Raw genomic sequence first — 17,733 nt, 5'->3', positions numbered from 1 at the left:
ACCCTATCACGGCTACGCCAGATAGTCAAAGGTTGCGGTTAGTGATTTGGATTTTGGGTTGCGAAGCGACCCTGTGTGTGCTAGTCGGCCGTTTCCGCTGGTCAATCGGTGTTTGACAAACGGCGAGTTGTGTGCATTGGCTGAGTTGACAAACAGCAATCCCTGTGCATTGACTACTCAGAGTGAGAAATTGCCGACCGAGACTCGACAGGCTTTTTCTGTCGGGTGTCTGACAATACGGTGGGTATAAGCCGGCCGGCACGTTGCGTGACAACGGGCCGCCTCCGGCGCGCGTAACTCTCCGTATAACTACAGAGCCGTAATACTGTCACGCGCGCCGGAGGGGTGTAACGGGTGTAACGGCGCAGTTCAGAGGGTGTAACGAGGGGGTGTAACGGGGGTGTAACGGGGGGTGTAACGGCCCTTAGGCCGCTACCGTCCGTTACGGTCTAGGCGGACGGTGACTGCGTGGGTGGCGCAAACCATCGTGCCATCGACAACGGTCACCGCGTACATGTCAAGGACGTGGGGCCCCTCCCTGAACTGGACTGTGTTCGGCGTGAACAGCCGCGCGACCTCGGCCAGCTCCCACCCCCCGGCGGGCAGCTCTATCCCCTCCTCGGTCCACAGGAAGGAGAGTCCGCGCGGGGTCACGATGCGCTCCCCGATGATGTCCCACGCGTTCGATGAGCCCGTGGTGGGCCGCACAGGGCTCGCACGGACCGGGCAGGATGCGCTGAGGTTGAGCCCGATGCACTCTCCGCAGAGTCCGATGACGGGTAGCAGGTAGTCATCGCTGGTGAACCGGACCCTGCCCGGCTGCGGAACGGGCGGCATCATCTCGCGGATCACGACTGCCCCCTGGTGGCGTGCCTGCTGTGCCTTCCGTTCGGTAATTGGGGATCGCCAATCGGAAGTGAAGGTCGTGACATTCTTTGTCCATTCCTACGATGGGGGGTGGCCTGATCGGCTGATTAGCGACTCAGACTCGATTAATGGTGGCTTAATGTCGGTGCACCTGGATAGTATCGCGTCTATGGGAATCCTGAAAGACGCAAGACAAGCGGCAAGGGCTGCGCCTGATTTGGCGGAATCGGTCGCCGAATCGGCGGCCACCGTGAATGCGGGTGTCAAGCGCGCGTCCCAGGTCATCAGTGTTATCGGCGTGGTCGCGCTCGCGGCCCTGATCTGTAGTGTGGTGGCGGTATATCGTGCGCGAAACTAGTGCGTTGGTCCCGGCAACCCCGTTGGGATTCGTGCCGTCCGATGCTGCGCGGCGCGCGTCGGACATCATCGTGATGCATTTCCTCGCGGACCCGGTGGGCAACCGGAACCGGGTGTGCGCTATCCGTCTCTCGGATGGCGGATCGGACGGCGTGGTCTATGACAACCTCGCCCAGGCCGTGAGATACCAACTGCACTATAAGCAGTGCATGTACGTCCGTATCTCGGCGGGGGGAATGACGCCGCGTGAGGCTGATGTCTACCTGGCCTATCACCGCCGGTGCTACGAAATCGGCAACCTGCCCAACTACCTAGAGGGCGTGCCCCTGTACGTCCCGACGAATTTGGAGGATCACCACCGATGAGCATTGCAACTGTGGATCAGGACGAGTCCGCGGTGACTGCGGAGGAAATCAACGCCGAGCCGCAGCTCACCAAGGCGGGAACGGTCCGGAAGAAGCCCGGTCCGAAGCCGGGCAGTAAGCGGGCCCCGCGTACGGCGCCGGCCCCCGGGAAGGCCGCTGCGCCCCGTCCGAAGTCGGCGGGTGGTGTCGACTACCGGCCGGCAATTACGGGCATCTTGCAGATCCCTCAGATGATCCTGGGGATGCTCGGTCGATTCACGAAGCGGCCGGCGCTCCAACTCGACGGACTGACCGTCGGTATCCACGCTCCGGTAATCGCTGAGGCGCTCAACGAAACTGCGCGGACCGAGCAGGCCGTAGCAAGCGCGCTCGACCGGCTCATGGTCGCGGGCCCGTACGGTCTGGTGATCGCGGCAACGCTGCCGGCGCTGATGCAGGTGCTCGCCAATCACGAGGTCATCGAGCCTAACCCGCAGATGGGCACGTACGCGCCGGAACAGCTCGCCGAGCTGGGCAACATGCAGGCTGCGGCGGTGCTCCAGGCGGCGGCGTCCTGACATGATCGTGACGACCCGGCAGGAAAAAGACGGAATCGAGATCGTGGAATTCGACCGCGCCGAATTTCTGGAGCGCGTCTGGCCCCACGGTCACAAGCCGGGCGATCGTGTGAGCATCATCGGCCCGTCCGAGGCGGGTAAGACGCAACTCGGATTTCAGCTTCTCGACGCGGTGACAACTCCAGAGTTGCCGGCCGTGGTCCTGGTCATGAAGCCCGAGGATGACACGGTTAAGGGGTGGGGGCGCAAGCTCAAATTCAAGACGCTCAAGTCTTGGCCCCCACCCCTAAGCCTGTTCGAGTCTCGGAAGCCGTCCGGCTATCTCCTGTGGCCTCCCCACAATCTGGAGAATTTCGGCGCAACCAATCTGCGCATGTACCAGAATTTCCACCGGGCTGTTATCGACATTTACCGGCACCGGAAGACGCGCGCCGGCAAGAAACTCGACGGCATGATCCTCTTTGCCGACGAACTGGCCGGACTTGACGATGAACTCGGCATGGAAGCCGAGATCAAGATGATGTACTCACGCGGGCGAACGATGCACGCTGGTATCTGGGGAGCAACTCAACGACCTGTCGATGTTCCCAAACTCGCCTACAGTTCCGCGAATCACCTATTCCTTAGTTACATGCCAGATCAATCAGATCGGCGGAGATTCGCGGAAATTGGCGGCGGAGTTGACTCGCAATTAATCGAGGCAATTACGCTGCGACTTCCGCAATACTGGTGGCTCTACATCAGAAGAGCTGACAGAACGCTTTGCATCGTGCGCGCATAGCGCTATCATTCGTCGGACTGACGCCACGCCGATTCGGGCGGGCGGTTTCGTGCACCCTAAGGAAGGGGAGAGCGGTATGACCGCACCCGTCAAGGAGACCGACAAGAAGGCACCCCCGCGCCCGATGCGGCCATTCCGGGTCGGCGCGCAAAGCGTCGATGATGAGGCATTCGAGCGGACCCTCACCCTGAACGCCGGGAATCAGCCGCTCGATCAGTACAACGTTCCCTCTAGCTCTTTCTTGCAGGAGTTGGAGTTGTACGTCAAGGCGACCACCTCGGGCAATGCGGCAACGGTGGCGTTTAAGGAGGATGCCCCGTATTGCGTGATCGAGTCGCTCAACTTCCTCGACACCGGAAACTCCGACATCATCACGCAGATCACGGGGTACGACCTGGCCGTGATCAACAAATTCGGGGGATACAAGTTCTCCGATGACCCGAAGTCGTCCCCGCTCTATTCGGCGACCACCGGGTCCGGCGCGACCGGCGGCAGTTTTTCGTTCATGCTCCGAATCCCGATCGAGCTGGTCAGCCGTGACGCACTGGGGCCGTTGCCGAACAAGTCGGCATCGACTCCTTTCAAGGTCAAGACCACCGTTGCGGCAACCGGGTCTGTGTATTCCACCGCCCCGACGACCCCGCCATCCGTCCTGTTTCAATTCGTCCCGGTGTCCTATTGGGAGCCGACCGAACAGGACGGCTCCGGTAACCCGGTGGCTCAGCAGCCGCCCGCAATGGGTACCTCGCAGTTCTGGAACAAGACGCCGTATTCCAACATCTCGGCGGGCCCCTGGACTCAGCAACTCGACAATGCTGTGGGCTACCCCATTCGCAATATCGTGTTCATCCTGCGGGACTCCACCGGCTCGCGTGTCCAGGGTGAGGCCGATTTCCCCGACCCCTTCAAGATGCAGCTACAGAGCAATATCCCGGTCAACCGGCGCAAGACCACCTGGCAGGATCGAATCGCCAAGGCGTACGGCTACGACACCATCGGGGATGCCAAGAATCAGAAAGACAACGGCGTCTACATCCTGTGGTACAACGGCGATTTCGCGCACAAGCCGGGATGGGAGAACCGGCGCGGATACCTCCGGACCACGGACGGAATGCGCTTGGAGGCCAAGGGGACTATCGGTGGTTCCGGCGCCCACTCAATGCAGGTTCTCGTGAACTACGTTTCGCCGGCCGCGGGTACCTCTCTCGCACAGATCACGACCTGATCAGAATGCGCGAAGTCATCATCGCGCATGTCTCTCTAATCGTCGGCGTAATCGTCGGCGTGTTCCTTCCCGAGAAACGGAGAAAGTAAATGGGCTCCATCAATTGGAAGTGGTTCCTGATCGGCGCGGCGGCCGGTTACGCGGCGTCGATCTACGTCCCGAAGTTCGCGGCCCGGGGCTGATCTCGTGTCAAAGTCCGCTGGTGTCTCCGGTAAGGCTGTAGCGCTCGCTACGGCCGGCGGGGTGCTGGTCTGGTCTGCGATCAGCAACCGACAGCCGGTAGACGCATTGAAGAGCGTTCTCGGGAAACCGACATCCGGGGTTTCCATCGGGCCCGCGCTCTCTGGCGTCTCATCGGGCGTGCGGACTGTGGGAATGGGTAGCGGGGTGGGTGGCGCTGCCGGAAACGCTGTGGGTGCCGTTGGTGCGGCGGGAAAGGCTGGGGAGCTGATTACCGAGGCGCGGCGGCACCTGGGCGCGCGTTACGTGTGGGGAAAGGCGGGGCCGGACGTTTTTGATTGCTCCGGGCTGGTGATCTATAGCCTGAAAAAGATTGGCGTCCCGGCCCCGCGTTTCACCACCGCGACTTTCGGCACCTGGGCGAAAGCGAACGGGGCTATCCGACTTTCCCCGGATCAATTCCGCGCGGGAGATGTGATTCTGCGGACCGGGCATATGGGTATCGCCACTAGCGCGACCACGATGATTCACGCACCAAATGTGACTACGGTGGTTAAGGAGGTTGACATTTACAGTAAGTCGACCTGGTGGGGATGGCGTCTGTTCGGCACCTTCACGGCGGAGAAAAAGTAATGGCGCGCTCGACAGGTCCGATCCTGGCGGTCGGGGCTATCACACTCGGCAATCAGGTAGTCATGCACGGGCAGCCGATGGACTGGCGAATTCCGATCGGTACGGGAATCGCTGCGGTTGCTCTGGCGCTGCTCGAAAGCGCGTGGGCGGACGGTGCGGCGGGTATCGCGTGGTTGGCGCTGGCAACGGTGCTTTTCGCTCGGACGAACCCCGCCGTTCCATCCCCGGTCGAAACGCTGAATTCGTGGTGGCAGGGGAAGTAGAGGGGAGGTAATCGCGTGTCGGATTTGCAGAAGATCCTGGCGCTTCTGATCGGTCTGGGAATGTTCACTTCGGCGGTCATGCCGGAACACAAGACGGCGGAGGTGGCTAAGGCTGTTGGTGGCGTTTTCACCGGCAGTCTTAAGGTGGCCATGACCGGCAAGTGAATGCCTTATCAATCGCACGGCAGAAACGAAACGAGGATTGGATATGACGCAGGACGAGGTAAAGCGTGAGGCCGTCGACGGCCAGGGGCCGGTGGCCGTCGACGGCCAGGGGCCGGCGGCCGTCGACGGCCAGGGGCCGGCGGCCGTCGACGGCCAGGGGCCGGGCACCATCGGCGCGCAGATCCCCCCGGAGCTGCTCGCGGCGCTCATGGCGATCGCGCAGCGGGACCAGGCGGCGGCACTGCCCGTGGCGGGGCCGGAGCCGGAGCCGGCGCGGGCGCGGCTGGTACTCGCCACCGGCCGGACCGTCGAGGCCGAAAACACCAACAGCACGCACCACTACGACCCGGAGGCCGGCGTCACGGTGCCCGTGCTCAGCGCGTACACCGTCTGACCACACTGGACAGAAAGGGGGCTCCCGTGGCGTACACAGGGGCATGGCGGCGTGCGGTACGGGACGCACCCGACCCAGAACGCGCGACCCGGATCGACCCGGAGCACGCGCGGCCGGTGGACTACCCGGACTCGGTCCCGGCGGGCGATACCACGGGGGCCCCCGGGCTCCCGGCCGAGTGGGTGGGCGGCCAGTACGAACAGGTCCCGGTCCGCGCTGACTACGTCGATGCGACCCCGGTCGATCACCGGGAGGGCCTGGGCGCTCTCCCCGGCGTCGATCAGGTCACCGCGCAGTCTGTGGGCACCGCGGCCCGTAGTGCGGACTACGGCGCCGCATCGGAGAGGGCCTATGCCCGGCCCCGATACCAGGCCGGCGGCCGGCGGCATGTGGAGGTGGTGTCGGGGGACGGCGGGGGGGCGTCTCCGGCGACTCTGCGCTACCTGGTGGAGGGCGTGGGGTCGGACATCGACCCGCACGCCCGGAGCAACCGCCGGATAGTCCGGTGGACGGACCCGGGCCGCATCGATCAGCACCGGTGGGAGTCGCAGCCTCGCCCCCGATACCTCAAGACGTCGGCGGGGTCGCGGGAGCGGGGCCCGGTGCCGGGCCGGACTCAGTACGTGTCCCCGGAGGGTGCCGGCGCGGTGCTCCGGCCGGACAACTGGGCGGTGCCGGTGGTCCGGCGGACCGCGCGGCCGTGGGATGAGGCGGCCACGGTCGATCAGTCGGCCGGCGCGCAGCTTGACTACGGCCTCGGATCGTGGGGGCTCTGATGTCGGATGGCGGACTGGATCTGTCAGGGTCGGTCGATCTCCCGCTGATCGGTAAGCAGCCGAAATCCAATGTGGCCTTGGGCCTGGCGGTGGTCGGCGGGGTTTTGGTCTATGCCTGGTGGAAATACCGGAGCGGGGCCGGTGGGGGGTCGGAAGATCCGGCGGAGTCCGATTACTACGCCGATCTCCGCACCGGGTCGGCTGGTAAGGATGGCGGGTACGTCAACCCGGGCGGCATCGAGGTAGACGAGCCTGGCGAGGATGGGGATAAGGCACCCCGGACTAACCAGGAATGGGCCGCCCGGGTGATGGATAAGCTGACCTGGTATGAGCAGGGGTACGTTTCCTCCACGATCAGCAAATACCTAGATCGGCAGAGGATCTCCAAGGAGGCGGCGGCGGTTGTTCGGGAGGCGTGGGCGCAAGTGGGACGCCCGCCAGAAGGCGATATCCCGATTCTTCTGGAGACTACCCCGGTAACTCCGCTGCCACCTAAGCCTCCGTCCAGGCCAGTCATTGTGCCAAAGGCCCCTACGGGGCTCAAGGCCACGAAAATCGAAAGGACTTCGGTCACTCTCGACTGGGCAGTGATGCCACAGGTGGCCGGATATCAGGCGTACGTAAATGGTCAGCAGTTCGGCCGGTCCGTGATCGGTAGCGACTATCGCATTACCGGACTCAAGCCAGGGAGGAAATACACGCTGTCAGCGGCATGTGTCTATCCCGGCTCCCCATGGAAGACTGGCCCTAAGGCGTCGATCACCGTCACCACGAAGAAGTGAGGAAATAGAGAATGGGACTCAAGCCGGAATCGAGTGTGATGATCGGCCTTGCGACTGCTGCGCTGGTCTGGTCGATTCACTCGAATGTCACGCCGACCATCGCTGATATTCGTGTGGCGCCCCCGGGTGATAAGGACATCGCATCCTCCCGGAAGGCGGCTACTATGTCCTCTGCGGCGGCGGTTTCCGCTATCTCGCTGATCGCCAAAGACCCGACCATTTTTATCATCGGGGGCGCTATGGTCATCATCGCGGACGTGGTGACCAGACACGCCAACACGATCAATCCCGAAACGTCTCGGATGCTGCTCCCGGGGCTGCGGCAGTCGCCTACCCAGGACGTGCCGGCTGAGCCGGTATTCATGAGCGGCGAGTAACTCCAGTGGCTCTTTCTGCGGTCGCAATCGGCCGCTTGGCGTGGGCGGCGGGAATCCGTGATTTCCGCCCCCTAGTCGACGCTATCGCTATCGCTATCGCAGAGTCGGGCGGTGACGCCGGAGAGGTCGGAGACGAGGGCCTACAGGATCAGAAATGGGGGCCGTCAATCGGGCTGTGGCAAATCCGGTCGCTAAAGGCGGAGGAGGGTAAGGGTGGGTTGCGGGATGGGTCGAAACTGAGAGATCCGGCATTCAACGCGCGTGCCATGTATTCGATTTCCGGCGGCGGCAAGAATTGGAAACCTTGGTCTGTCTTTACCCCGACTGATCCGCTGGGATTCGCGCGCTATATGGCGGCTCTAGGGCCTGCCCAGGTGGCGGCGGCCACGATTCGTGCGACGGGTGGGGATGGGGGGGCGGCTCCGGAGCCGGAGCCGGTTCCGGCGGCCCCGGCCGATGGCCTGGCGAGCGTCATATCTGACGCCGCACAGACGCCGGTAATTGTGACTAAATGGCTGATGGAGCCGGGCACATGGAAGCGGATTGCATATGCTGTGGTGGGGATGGCGCTCGTGGTATCGGGACTCCGGATTGTTGCTCAGCCGGTAGTCGATGGTGCCGCTGATGTGGCGGGAAAGGTCGCACGCGCGGCCATTGCGAAAGGGAAGTGATGGAATCAGGGGAACTGGACGCCACGCCGGAACTGGAAGAGTTGCACCAACTCGACCAGCCGCAATTCTCCGTTCCGGTCAGAATGGAGGGTCCGGTAAATGGGTACGTGCTGCCGAACAGGTATGTGCAGCACTCTACCGATAACGTGGGAACCGATTTCGTCGGTATCGCCCCGGCCAATCTCAAGCGGTGCCGCGGATCGATGATCTCGATGACCGAAGACGTTTACATCAACGATCGGTCGACGGGGGAGGGCTGCATTTGGCCTAAGCTGGTTCCGTTTCCGATCAATCACACTCGTCCGATCTTCGTCAAATCGGCACAGAACACGACCATGGTTGGCCTCACCGTGGAAATGTGGGCTGACTAATGGCAGACACCAATCTTGCGGCAACTGTCGGGCCGGACGGGCGCGCGGTTATCACGATTACCGCAGATGGCCGGCAAACGTGGAATGTACAGCAGGTGTCCCCGGAGATGCCGGGCGCTCCCGGTGGCGCTACTGGACAACTGCGCAAGAATGGCTCTCTGGTAGCCCCGTTTGAGCCGGGAGCCGATGCGATCGGCGGGGAGCCCTACGTCCGCCTGCGACTTGGTGACACGCTTTCTGTGGAGTGGAGCGGGTGCACTCCGGGTGCTGTCGGGCGGGCCCTCGTGATATACGAGGTGGAGGCGTGAAATCGAACATCGCCAACATTTTGAAGCTGCTCACGCTGCCCTATGGTGCCGCTGCCGACAAGCCGAGAATCGTGATCGGCTCGGACATTCCGGCGAACATTCCGCACATCACGGCAGCGATCCTGTTTTACGCTAACAATAACGCCGGAGACCTGATCGGGTTTTACATCGGGGTGGGCCCTGGAACTGCCGTCGGTGCAAGCATCGAATTGGGATTCTTCCCTGCCGACATCGATGATCCGTCGTTTACCCAGGTGGTCACGACCTATCAGTTTGACTTCGAGCTTTCCACTCAGCCGATTATGGTCGTGAATGCATTCCGCACCATATTCGAGGGCCTCGGCCTGAACGAGGAATTCGCGTTTTTCCAGGACTACAACCTCGCCGGTGACGTAAACTCCGAGTTTGATTGGAAAGGGCCGGCCACCTTTTCCGATCTGACGGTGAATAGTCTCACTGTGAATGGTGCGATGTCCTACCCGGTAACTCGGGTAGTCAGCACTCCGACCGATATGAAAGGTCTTGCCATGGGGCCGGGATTCACGCTTAACAGCGGCGGATTCCGGTATCACAAGGCGGGCCCGCTTGTGACAGTATGGGTGTACGGCAATTCGACCAACGCGATTACGGCCACGTCGGGAAACATCCCCGATACCACGTATTGCACGCTGCCGACAGGAATACGGCCTCCGGTTGACACACCTGCGGTATACGGTAACGGCTCGATGGACGGTGAGGCGCTCATTGCGCCTACCGGGGTGGTCACTCTGCGGTCCGCCGATGGAAACATTGCGGCCGGATCGAATATCCGATTCGCAGCGACCTACGTAATCTGAAAGGGGCTGAAATGGAGCAGGAGCAGGGCGGCCAGGGGCAGGAGCAACCGCCGACCGCCGTTCCCCCGGTGGCCGACCGGCCGGAGAGCATTTCCCGGTCGGAATGGGAAGATTTCCGCCGGGAGGTGCGTGAGGCGCTCGCGGCAGGTCGGACCCCCCCCGCCGAGCCGGAGCCGGAAAAGCCTGCTGAGCCGTCCGTCCCGGTCGCCCCGGCCCCGGAGGTGAGGGAGCCGGCCCCGGAGCCGGAGAAACCCTCTCAGCCGTCCGAAAAGGCACCGGAGGAATGGGGCTCCGGACTGTTCTTCCGGGGCCGCCGGAAGCGGGAGGAGGCGGAATGAGCGCCATCGAGACTGTGCTCTGGCCGGGGCTGCGGGGCCTGGCCCCGAAGTCGAAGCTGGGCGGCATCCTGGCCCGAAAGCGGGGCTATCACAATTCGCGGGACCACCTGCCCGCGGATGACTACTCGGTTCAGTTCTACATCGACCGGGAGGGCCCGGCGGATCAGGGATCGGCTATCGATTGGACGTTTCCTGACGCACAGGACGGAGATTTCCGGACGATCGCGCATTTCTCCCGGCTGCTGCTCGATGCGGGCCGCCGAGGTGATTCCCGGGCGTATCCGATGCGCGAGTTTTTCGGCAACGTGGATTCGGATCGGGAGGTGGAGGGGTGGGATTACGCCCGCGATAAGGCGGCTACGTCCGACAGCTCCCACCTCTGGCATATCCATATTTCGATTCACCGCAAGTACATCAATGATCCGGTGGCGATGCGCTGCATTCTGGGGATACTCGCCGACGATCCGGACGATGTTCCCCCGACTGCTCCGGTAGTCGACTGGAGAAAGGACGTGATAGCGAAAATGCAGACGCTCAAGAAGGGCGCCAAGGGAATTGGCGTGAAGCGACTCCAGGCGCTGCTAAACGTGATGGGGGGAGGGCTGCGAGAGGACGGCGAATTTGGGGCCCTGACCGACCATGCCGTGAGGAATTGCCAGAGGCGGCAGGGAATCGCGGTGGACGGCGTGGCCGGTCGCGCAACCTGGTCTAAGCTGATGGGGGTCTGATAATGGGGCCGGCAGTGGTCACTATCGCCGGCCAGATAGCGGCGGTCGCTGCTGGCCTGGCGGGTATCGGCTGGATTCTCAAAGCATTCTGGCGCGCATTCTCTGCAATCCACGAACTGGCTACGGCTATTCTGGGGGATGACGATACGCCGGGCCTGGTAAAAAGGGTGGAACGGATTGAGTATCAGCTCAATCCGAATGGTGGTGGGTCGCTTTTCGATAAGGTGACCCGAATTGATGAAAGGGTAAGCGAATGATGAAGAAGGCAAAGGCGATCATGGCGGCGGTCGGCGGGGTTTGCACCCTGGCGGCTCCGATGCTCGCGGACGACCTGCTCGATGCGGGGGAAACGGGGCAGCTCGTGGCCGGTGTGGTGACGGCGGCCCTGGCCGTGTGGGCGGTGTACCGGGTGCCCAATCAGCAGGGCTGATCCACATACGCAGTAGTGCAGTAGTGCAGTAGTGCAGTAGTTGCGGCACTACTGCATTACTGCAATACTGCGCGGCATGAAGTTGCGAAACGGGCCGCGCGTCCTCACGATCAACAACTACAAGGGTGGGTCCGGCAAGACGACCAGTACCGCGTATCTGCTGCACTGCCTGCAAAAGCGCTACGGGCATCGGGTGATCGGTATCGACGCCGACCCCCAGGGGTCGCTACTGCGCTGGGCCGCGCTGGGCGAATGGGAGATCCCCGTCTTTGCCATGCCGTCAAAGACCCTGCACAGGCAGATGTGGGGTGTGGTCGACCGGGACCGATTTGACATCGTGGTGATCGACACGCCCCCGCTGGAGCAGGAGGCGGGGATAGCTGCATCTGCGCTGTGGGCGGCTACTGACGTGATTGTGCCCATGGCACCCACCACGATGGAGATGGACCGCGTAGGCCCGGTGTGGATGAGCATCGCGGACGCGGCGGACCGGCCGGACCGGGTGGAGGCGCTGCGGGCCCGCGTCCTGCTCAACAGGACCGTTGCACGGGCGGCAGCGACCGAAACCGCCCGGGGCCTACTGGAGACCACCGGGCGGGACGTGTTCACGCCGACCATCCCCCACCGGACCGGCGCGACCGGGTACGGCCAAGCGTTCGGCGGGCCGGTCGATGGGGACGACATAGCCTATTCCGCGGTGGCATCGACGCTGCTGGCGCAGTGGTCCGCACAGCCGCTGGCGAACGCCGGGATTACCCGATGAGCGCGGCCAAGCCTGCCGCCAGGCGGACGGCGGCGGAGCGGATGGCGGCGGCTCTCCAACCGGTTCCGGCCCCGACGCCAGTGGCCCCGGTCGATGCGGCGCCGCAAGAGCCGGCGGCCGGCGGCGGCCGGCGGCGGCCGGCGGCGGTGCAGACCAAGACCACCAGGATCACAGCCGATCTGTCCCCGCTGGAGTACCGCGCACTGACGCGAGTCCTGGCGGACCTGGCGGAGATGATCGGCGTGCACAAGGTCACCACGGTCGACCTGATCCGCTCGATGGTCGACGAGCTGGGCGAGGATCTGCGCCAGGGTGCAGGGCCCGTGGTGGAGCGGGTGGCGGACAGGCTGGCCGCGAGGATGTCGGAGTGATCGCCTGATTAGACGCAGTGACGCAGTAGGGCAGTAGCTACGGGGCTACTGCCCTACTGCGTTACTGCACTACTGCGTTACTGCACTACTGCATTACTGCATTACTGCATCCCGTGTAAGATCACCCGTACGGCTGTCCCCATCCGGAGATCGGCGGCCACGTCCGCACTGTGGCGCGGTCCCGCTCGTCACGTACGTCCATAGGATGGGAGCAGGCCCGGTGGTCATCCACTCCACCGGGCCTGCACATCACCCCGCGAGGGGTGGGACTCATCTCAGCCGTGGGTAGCGGCTCACTGAGAGGAGGGGTGTCTGTGCACCCTGAGCAAAAGTCTAGCGTGGCCAACCGGCCGCGCCGCAATACGTCGGATTCCCGGCCGGTCGAATTGCCGATTCTGGTACCCGGGAGTCCGAATTACACGTACATCCCCGGACAGTCTGTGTGGCAGCGCACGCGTGACGGCGAGCGCGTGCAGGTCCTGGATTGGTGCCCGGTGGTCACCCGGCACCTGGCCACGCATAACACGCGGGGGGAGGTGGTCGGGCGGCTACTGACGCTCCAGGTCGGGACCGACACTGCGACTGTCTCGTCTGTCGACGTGGCCGATCACCGGGTCTGGCGGACCAGGTTCCCCGGCGTCCCGGGGGTGGGATCGCGGTCCGTCAGGGAGGTGCTGCACAACCTAATCGACCACCAGGCGCGCAGCCTGCCGCTGGGCACTACCCACGCCCGGTGGGTATCGGACCGGCTCCACCTGCCCCCGCTCGATGTGCTGCCAGCGGGGTACGGGGTGACCCGGGGCACGCCCTCATCGTTCTCTGCGATCCTGCGGGCGGTGGTCGATGCACCGTTGATTGCCCTGGTCATGGGCGCTGTGGTGGCCGGGTTGTACGTCGACCCGTTGGGCCGACAGAGCTTTATGATCCATCTCAACTCGCCATCGAGCCGGGGCAAGACCACGGCGCTCCAGTGCGCGGCGGCGGTGGTCGGTCAGAGCAGCCGGGGCGGTGTGGTGGAGCCCTGGACGGGGACGGCTAACGGGCTGATCGTGTGGCTCCGGCAGTTGGCCGTGCTGCCCGGATTCCGCGATGAGATCCAAGCGTTGGCGCTCCCCCCCCGGGCGCTCCAGCAGATGGTTTTCTCAGCTCTGGAGGGGGCGCGCAAGATTACGTCGACCCGTGAGGGCGGGCTCAACCAGCCCTCCGGGGGGTGGGCCGGCGCGCTCATTTCGACTGGCAACGAGGGCATTGTCACGCGAATTGCAAATGTGGGAATTGCGGCGCGAGTGATCGAGATCCATAGCGCGCTTACGACCGATTCCCGGCAGTCGAAAACGCTCAAGCGACTGTCCACGATGGGCCACGGTCACGGCCTGGCGGCCATCATCGACGGGGCTATCTCCCCGGAGGCGTTCGCCGCGCGCATCGACCGGGCGGAGGCCGACCTAGGGATGCCGGAGGGCGGCCCGGAGGAGCGGGTGGCAGAGCACATTGCGTCTGCGATTGCTGGGGCCCGTCTCCTGGGTGACGTTTTCGGGGTGGCCGGCGTGGGAGATGCGGCCATGGCCGGCGGCCGGCACGCCCTCGGTATGCAGTTGGAGGGCATGGCGGAGCGCGGTGGCGGTGAGGGCGGGCAGCTCTTGGCTGGACTGGCGGAGTGGGAGATGTCGGAGCCGACCGCGTTTCCGACGCGGCCGGCGTACGCCGAGATGCTGCGCCGGGGCGACCGGTCGCGGATCGAGGTAGCCGGGTGGACTCTGCGGGGGGTAGATGAGGTGCCGGCAGATCTGGCGGTGCTCCCCGGGCGTCTGCGGGAGCGGGCGGAGCGGCTCGGGATCGCTGACGTGACCACGGCGCTGCAAGAGATCGATCGGATGGGCAAACTCCACCGGACCCCGGGCAAACTCCAGTCGGTGCTGAGGATCGACGGCAAGCCGACTCGCGTCTACCTGCTCCGCCACCTGGTCGATGACGACCTGTCGGCAGAGCCGGCGGTCCCCGCCGACCCGCCCGCGGATTCGGCCCCTGTCGATGCGGCGCCGCAACCGGCGGCGCTGCTGCGCGTGGTCGACATGGTCTCAGTTGCCGACATCAAGCTGCCGTGTGAGACGTGCGGAGAGCCGTGCCTTATCCGGGTCAACGGCAGGGTTTTGCACGGCGGGTGCGCTGAGCGGGGTACGCCCCCACCCGCGCCCGCGCAGATGGAACTGCCGGAGCCGGAGCCGGAGCCGGCGCGGCCGGCGCTGCGGTTGGTGCGCTCGACGGAGCCGGCCGGGATGCTGGGCCCGTGGCTACTGGACAACGGGCACCCCTCCGCCACGCCGGAGCAGCTCGCAGCGGCGGAAGAGCTGTGGTTGTCCCTGCTGCGCGGGGTGCCGTTCCGGGGCCCGTATGAGACGGCTAAGCGCCTGCTCAATGGCGGGCTCAAACACCACAGCATCCCGCCCCTGCCGGAGCACGATCGGGAGCTGGTGGCGGACGTGGTGTCCAACCGGTGGCGGGCGGACACGTGGATGGTGCCCGGTGACGAGCTGACGCCGGGCACGTGGATCAACTCCTTCGACGTCAACGGGATGTACCCGTCTGCTGCGGACATCGAGCTAGGGCTAGGCGACCCGGTGAGGTCGGCCACCCTGCCGGACGGGTGGCAGCGTCTCCCCGGGTATGTCCGGTACGCGGGGCCGCTGGAGGGCCTGCCGTACGGGCTGGAGGGACGCTACCGGCCCGGGGCCTACGTCCCTATCCCCATCGCCGGCTACCTGGCGGAGCGGGGCGCACAGGGCACCGTGGAGGAGTCGGTGGTTTGGCCTAAGCACGGCCGGCGGCTCCGGTCGCATGTGGCCATGTACCGATCCGCCCGGAGCAGGCTTATGGCCCGGCGCGGCGACCCGGTGGCGGACATGGTGATGGACGCGCTCAAGGCCACCGGCACCCGGATGTTTGGCGCGGTGCTCCGATCGGCGCGGCTCAATAAGACGCCGACGTTGCGGCTGGACTGGTCGGACATGATCGTGTCAACTGGCCAGGCCCGGATGCTGCGGGCGGTCGACAAGACGACTGCACAGGTGGCCGGGTTCCATGTGGACGCGGTGTGGTTCATCGGCCAGGCGGCGCGCGAGGTGCCTCACGGCCTGGTGGTGCCGGAGGACCCGACCAAGGACAACTACAGGCAGTTGGGCAAATTCAAGCCACACCGGGCGACCCAGGTTACGGCAGAGCTGGCAGAGGCTCACCGGGTCGGCCGGTGGAAGCCCATTTTCGAGGCATTGGAGGCGAGCAAGTGAGCGACCCATTCGAGTACGGCGATCCCTACATCGAGTGGGAGGAGGCCAACGCCTACAACCACGAGTTGGACTCGGTCGGCCCGGAGGACTACGTGCCGGAGCCGGGGGAGCTGGAGGAGTTGCCGGGGCACGGCTTTCCGTTTCCGATCATGGTGGTTCGGCGGGCCGAGGTGCCGGGGGTGGACTTCTGATGAGCACGTCTCGGGATTGGATGCGGTCGATGGGTGACGGCATGACATGGCGGGAGGTGCTGAGCATGGCCCGTGTGCAGCACGGGCAGGGGGCTACCCGGTGGCTCGCTGACCGGGCCGGGGTCGACATCCGGCAGGCTCAGCGCTGGTACCGGGGGGAGGGCACCCCGGGACACAAAGCGGCGTCGGCGTTCCCCGGCATCATCGAGGAGATGCGGCGCGCGTACGTGGCGGCGCAGCTCCGGACGGTGCGGCAGGTGCGTGTCGGCACCCTGGCGGTACGGGCGCTCTCATCGGGCAAGCCGGACGGCAAGCGCCGTCCGCCCGATGTGCTCGACGTGGCCGGCATCATGGATCAGGTCGCGGCGGCGTGGGAGGCCGGGCGGGATCGCCAGGCGCAAGACCTGTTCGACGGGGCAGTGATCAACGCCTATGCGGGTGAGCCGTTGGGTGATGACTCGGGCCTCGCGTCGATGCTGGGCATCACGGACTATGAGGCCGGAGTGACGGTTGTCGACTGATGTCCTGACCTACTGCGGCGGGTGCGGGGTGGCCCCGGACGACTGGCACCGGGGGCGGTGCATGGTGGTCTATGGCCGGTGGTGGGCAACCGCGCACCTGGTCGCGCTGCTGGCGTACTGGGCCACTCGGTAATGGACTAGGCACAAAGAGTGTTGTAGTCTGCTGTGGTGCCCGCGCGAGTGGGACCTGCGGGCGGGGTGTATGACGAGCACCCTGCCCGGGGATCTGAACAAAAATGGATACCCCTCTATGGAGGGTTGGCAGGACGGTGCGGCCCGTGGTCATGTGACGGGGGTGGCACCAAGAGCAGGGGCCCGGCTCTCTTCCTCCGTGGTGAGCCGGGCCCCTTGCTGTTTGCTCAGCGTGTATTGTGGCGGGCGGGGTGGGGCTTGGGACGCAAGCTCTGACCTCTACGGGCACGCCGAATGGCTCCCCCGGCCCGTTCACGGGGTGTGCGGGATCTACCGGGCACGCCGACTGGCTTCCCCGGAGAGTAGGGCAGTAGCTCATTGAGCTACTGCCCTGCTGCGTTACTGCCCTACTGCATTACTGCGATACTGCATTACTGCGGAGTTGCTGCGTCGGGCCTGGTCAAGCGCGGTCCCCATGTCGACCGGGGCCGTAGGGTCCGGCACCGGGTAACCGCCGTACCGGGTGTGCCTGCTCCGGGTTCGCGCCTCACGGCTCAGCCGCTCCGCTACCTCCGGCGCGCTCCGCTGGGCCGCTTCTAGATCGTCTAGGGCATCGTGTACCGCGTCGATCTCCGTTCCGTTGAGGACGTGGGAGTACCCGCCCCCGGTCGCCTGTGCCATGCGGGCGGCCACGCTCCGCCAGTCGATATCCATGGCCCGGATGTTACCGGCTGTATCGGCCGGCTGATACCCGCCGTGACAACCGCAGTAGTGCAGTAGTGCAGTAGCTACGGCATTACTGCATTACTGCATTACTGTGCATGGCGAACTGTCGGGTATAAGACAAAAGAAGTTTTTGGCCGGGTTAACGGCCAAAAGTGTACGGAGAGTTAGCGATGCACGGAGCGTCATTCTTGTCAAGCGTGGCGCAGCCGCGCTATCTCGGCGCTCTGACCTGCAAGTATGGTGGTATGCATAGATCTTGCGATCTGTCAAGGAAGCCGGAAGATTTACTCAGAGTGACGGACGGTTGGGGCTTGACTATCTGGCGAAGCCGTGATAGGGTG

26 protein-coding genes are annotated in these 17,733 nt (G+C 64.5%); 25 read left to right on the top strand and 1 reads right to left on the bottom strand.

What is annotated here, in order from left to right; translation table 11 throughout:
* Positions 1-432: 432 nt before the first annotated feature.
* On the bottom strand, positions 433-852 hold the full coding sequence (locus OG559_RS31235; RefSeq protein WP_369335649.1) for a hypothetical protein: 420 nt from the start codon (positions 850-852) through the stop codon (positions 433-435).
* A 184-nt stretch (positions 853-1,036) separates the two neighbouring features.
* Between OG559_RS31235 and OG559_RS31230 the strand changes: the two genes are divergently transcribed.
* The 25 genes from OG559_RS31230 (at position 1,037) to OG559_RS31110 (ending at position 16,667) form a co-directional block, all read left to right on the top strand.
* A complete protein-coding gene (locus OG559_RS31230) occupies positions 1,037-1,225 on the top strand; it encodes a hypothetical protein (protein ID WP_369335648.1) in 189 nt (62 codons plus the stop codon).
* Positions 1,212-1,589: a hypothetical protein gene (locus OG559_RS31225; RefSeq protein WP_405117200.1), complete on the top strand. Its 378-nt coding sequence runs from the start codon at positions 1,212-1,214 to the stop codon at positions 1,587-1,589. Before OG559_RS31230 ends, OG559_RS31225 begins: the two co-directional genes overlap by 14 nt.
* Complete coding sequence (locus tag OG559_RS31220; RefSeq protein ID WP_369335646.1) at positions 1,586-2,146, top strand: hypothetical protein; 561 nt, start codon at positions 1,586-1,588, stop codon at positions 2,144-2,146. Before OG559_RS31225 ends, OG559_RS31220 begins: the two co-directional genes overlap by 4 nt.
* 1 nt (position 2,147) lies before the next feature.
* Entirely contained in the window at positions 2,148-2,927 is a 780-nt protein-coding gene (locus tag OG559_RS31215) for a hypothetical protein (protein ID WP_369335645.1), read from the top strand.
* Between the two features lie 76 nt (positions 2,928-3,003).
* On the top strand, positions 3,004-4,152 hold the full coding sequence (locus OG559_RS31210; RefSeq protein WP_369335644.1) for a hypothetical protein: 1,149 nt from the start codon (positions 3,004-3,006) through the stop codon (positions 4,150-4,152).
* Between the two features lie 411 nt (positions 4,153-4,563).
* Positions 4,564-4,965 (top strand): C40 family peptidase, encoded by a 402-nt coding sequence (locus OG559_RS31205; RefSeq protein WP_405117196.1) that lies wholly within the window; start codon positions 4,564-4,566, stop codon positions 4,963-4,965.
* Positions 4,965-5,228: a hypothetical protein gene (locus OG559_RS31200; protein ID WP_369335642.1), complete on the top strand. Its 264-nt coding sequence runs from the start codon at positions 4,965-4,967 to the stop codon at positions 5,226-5,228. The genes OG559_RS31205 and OG559_RS31200 overlap by 1 nt, the downstream gene beginning before the upstream one ends.
* Positions 5,229-5,243: 15 nt before the next feature.
* Positions 5,244-5,393: a hypothetical protein gene (locus tag OG559_RS31195; RefSeq protein ID WP_369335641.1), complete on the top strand. Its 150-nt coding sequence runs from the start codon at positions 5,244-5,246 to the stop codon at positions 5,391-5,393.
* 43 nt (positions 5,394-5,436) lie between these two features.
* Positions 5,437-5,787, top strand: a complete 351-nt coding sequence (locus OG559_RS31190) for a hypothetical protein (RefSeq protein ID WP_369335640.1) — start codon at positions 5,437-5,439, stop codon at positions 5,785-5,787.
* Positions 5,788-5,813: 26 nt separating this feature from the next.
* On the top strand, positions 5,814-6,563 hold the full coding sequence (locus OG559_RS31185) for a hypothetical protein (RefSeq protein WP_405117193.1): 750 nt from the start codon (positions 5,814-5,816) through the stop codon (positions 6,561-6,563).
* Positions 6,551-7,345: a fibronectin type III domain-containing protein gene (locus tag OG559_RS31180; protein ID WP_405117190.1), complete on the top strand. Its 795-nt coding sequence runs from the start codon at positions 6,551-6,553 to the stop codon at positions 7,343-7,345. Before OG559_RS31185 ends, OG559_RS31180 begins: the two co-directional genes overlap by 13 nt.
* A gap of 11 nt (positions 7,346-7,356) precedes the next feature.
* On the top strand, positions 7,357-7,722 hold the full coding sequence (locus tag OG559_RS31175) for a hypothetical protein (RefSeq protein ID WP_369335637.1): 366 nt from the start codon (positions 7,357-7,359) through the stop codon (positions 7,720-7,722).
* Between the two features lie 5 nt (positions 7,723-7,727).
* The gene (locus OG559_RS31170; protein ID WP_369335636.1) at positions 7,728-8,393 is read left to right on the top strand and encodes a hypothetical protein; all 666 of its coding nucleotides are present in this window, start codon (positions 7,728-7,730) and stop codon (positions 8,391-8,393) included.
* The gene (locus OG559_RS31165; protein ID WP_369335635.1) at positions 8,393-8,764 is read left to right on the top strand and encodes a hypothetical protein; all 372 of its coding nucleotides are present in this window, start codon (positions 8,393-8,395) and stop codon (positions 8,762-8,764) included. Before OG559_RS31170 ends, OG559_RS31165 begins: the two co-directional genes overlap by 1 nt.
* A 304-nt stretch (positions 8,765-9,068) precedes the next feature.
* Positions 9,069-9,908 (top strand): hypothetical protein, encoded by an 840-nt coding sequence (locus tag OG559_RS31160; RefSeq protein ID WP_369335634.1) that lies wholly within the window; start codon positions 9,069-9,071, stop codon positions 9,906-9,908.
* 11 nt (positions 9,909-9,919) lie between these two features.
* Complete coding sequence (locus tag OG559_RS31155) at positions 9,920-10,246, top strand: hypothetical protein (protein ID WP_369335633.1); 327 nt, start codon at positions 9,920-9,922, stop codon at positions 10,244-10,246.
* Positions 10,243-10,974, top strand: coding sequence for a peptidoglycan-binding domain-containing protein (locus tag OG559_RS31150; RefSeq protein WP_369335632.1), 732 nt, complete (start codon positions 10,243-10,245; stop codon positions 10,972-10,974). Before OG559_RS31155 ends, OG559_RS31150 begins: the two co-directional genes overlap by 4 nt.
* Positions 10,975-10,988: 14 nt before the next feature.
* Entirely contained in the window at positions 10,989-11,231 is a 243-nt protein-coding gene (locus OG559_RS31145; RefSeq protein WP_405117185.1) for a hypothetical protein, read from the top strand.
* Positions 11,228-11,404 (top strand): hypothetical protein, encoded by a 177-nt coding sequence (locus tag OG559_RS31140; protein ID WP_369335630.1) that lies wholly within the window; start codon positions 11,228-11,230, stop codon positions 11,402-11,404. The genes OG559_RS31145 and OG559_RS31140 overlap by 4 nt, the downstream gene beginning before the upstream one ends.
* Before the next feature lie 76 nt (positions 11,405-11,480).
* On the top strand, positions 11,481-12,167 hold the full coding sequence (locus tag OG559_RS31135) for a ParA family protein (protein WP_369335629.1): 687 nt from the start codon (positions 11,481-11,483) through the stop codon (positions 12,165-12,167).
* Entirely contained in the window at positions 12,164-12,538 is a 375-nt protein-coding gene (locus tag OG559_RS31130) for a hypothetical protein (RefSeq protein WP_369335628.1), read from the top strand. The genes OG559_RS31135 and OG559_RS31130 overlap by 4 nt, the downstream gene beginning before the upstream one ends.
* 671 nt (positions 12,539-13,209) lie before the next feature.
* Positions 13,210-15,822 carry a DUF927 domain-containing protein gene (locus tag OG559_RS31125; protein ID WP_369335627.1) on the top strand — a complete coding sequence of 871 codons (2,613 nt, stop codon included), beginning with the start codon at positions 13,210-13,212 and terminating at the stop codon, positions 15,820-15,822.
* Entirely contained in the window at positions 15,819-16,013 is a 195-nt protein-coding gene (locus OG559_RS31120) for a hypothetical protein (RefSeq protein ID WP_369335626.1), read from the top strand. Before OG559_RS31125 ends, OG559_RS31120 begins: the two co-directional genes overlap by 4 nt.
* Positions 16,014-16,042: 29 nt before the next feature.
* On the top strand, positions 16,043-16,534 hold the full coding sequence (locus OG559_RS31115; protein WP_405117182.1) for a hypothetical protein: 492 nt from the start codon (positions 16,043-16,045) through the stop codon (positions 16,532-16,534).
* A complete protein-coding gene (locus OG559_RS31110; protein WP_405117179.1) occupies positions 16,524-16,667 on the top strand; it encodes a hypothetical protein in 144 nt (47 codons plus the stop codon). The genes OG559_RS31115 and OG559_RS31110 overlap by 11 nt, the downstream gene beginning before the upstream one ends.
* Positions 16,668-17,733 lie beyond the last annotated feature (1,066 nt).

Source organism: Micromonospora sp. NBC_01405 (assembly GCF_045040155.1).
Classification (GTDB): Bacteria; Actinomycetota; Actinomycetes; order Mycobacteriales; family Micromonosporaceae; genus Micromonospora.
The sequence above is the reverse complement of the archived record's forward strand: the minus strand, read 5'-3'. Positions and strand labels throughout refer to the sequence as shown.

Excerpts from the sequence above, each read along its gene's own strand:
- OG559_RS31230 (WP_369335648.1), top strand. The coding sequence starts at position 1,037 with ATGGGAATCCTGAAAGACGCAAGACAAGCGGCAAGGGCTGCGCCTGAT.
- OG559_RS31220 (WP_369335646.1), top strand. The coding sequence starts at position 1,586 with ATGAGCATTGCAACTGTGGATCAGGACGAGTCCGCGGTGACTGCGGAG.
- OG559_RS31215 (WP_369335645.1), top strand. The coding sequence starts at position 2,148 with ATGATCGTGACGACCCGGCAGGAAAAAGACGGAATCGAGATCGTGGAA.
- OG559_RS31210 (WP_369335644.1), top strand. The coding sequence starts at position 3,004 with ATGACCGCACCCGTCAAGGAGACCGACAAGAAGGCACCCCCGCGCCCG.
- OG559_RS31200 (WP_369335642.1), top strand. The coding sequence starts at position 4,965 with ATGGCGCGCTCGACAGGTCCGATCCTGGCGGTCGGGGCTATCACACTC.
- OG559_RS31190 (WP_369335640.1), top strand. The coding sequence starts at position 5,437 with ATGACGCAGGACGAGGTAAAGCGTGAGGCCGTCGACGGCCAGGGGCCG.
- OG559_RS31175 (WP_369335637.1), top strand. The coding sequence starts at position 7,357 with ATGGGACTCAAGCCGGAATCGAGTGTGATGATCGGCCTTGCGACTGCT.
- OG559_RS31165 (WP_369335635.1), top strand. The coding sequence starts at position 8,393 with ATGGAATCAGGGGAACTGGACGCCACGCCGGAACTGGAAGAGTTGCAC.
- OG559_RS31155 (WP_369335633.1), top strand. The coding sequence starts at position 9,920 with ATGGAGCAGGAGCAGGGCGGCCAGGGGCAGGAGCAACCGCCGACCGCC.
- OG559_RS31150 (WP_369335632.1), top strand. The coding sequence starts at position 10,243 with ATGAGCGCCATCGAGACTGTGCTCTGGCCGGGGCTGCGGGGCCTGGCC.
- OG559_RS31140 (WP_369335630.1), top strand. The coding sequence starts at position 11,228 with ATGATGAAGAAGGCAAAGGCGATCATGGCGGCGGTCGGCGGGGTTTGC.
- OG559_RS31135 (WP_369335629.1), top strand. The coding sequence starts at position 11,481 with ATGAAGTTGCGAAACGGGCCGCGCGTCCTCACGATCAACAACTACAAG.
- OG559_RS31130 (WP_369335628.1), top strand. The coding sequence starts at position 12,164 with ATGAGCGCGGCCAAGCCTGCCGCCAGGCGGACGGCGGCGGAGCGGATG.
- OG559_RS31115 (WP_405117182.1), top strand. The coding sequence starts at position 16,043 with ATGGGTGACGGCATGACATGGCGGGAGGTGCTGAGCATGGCCCGTGTG.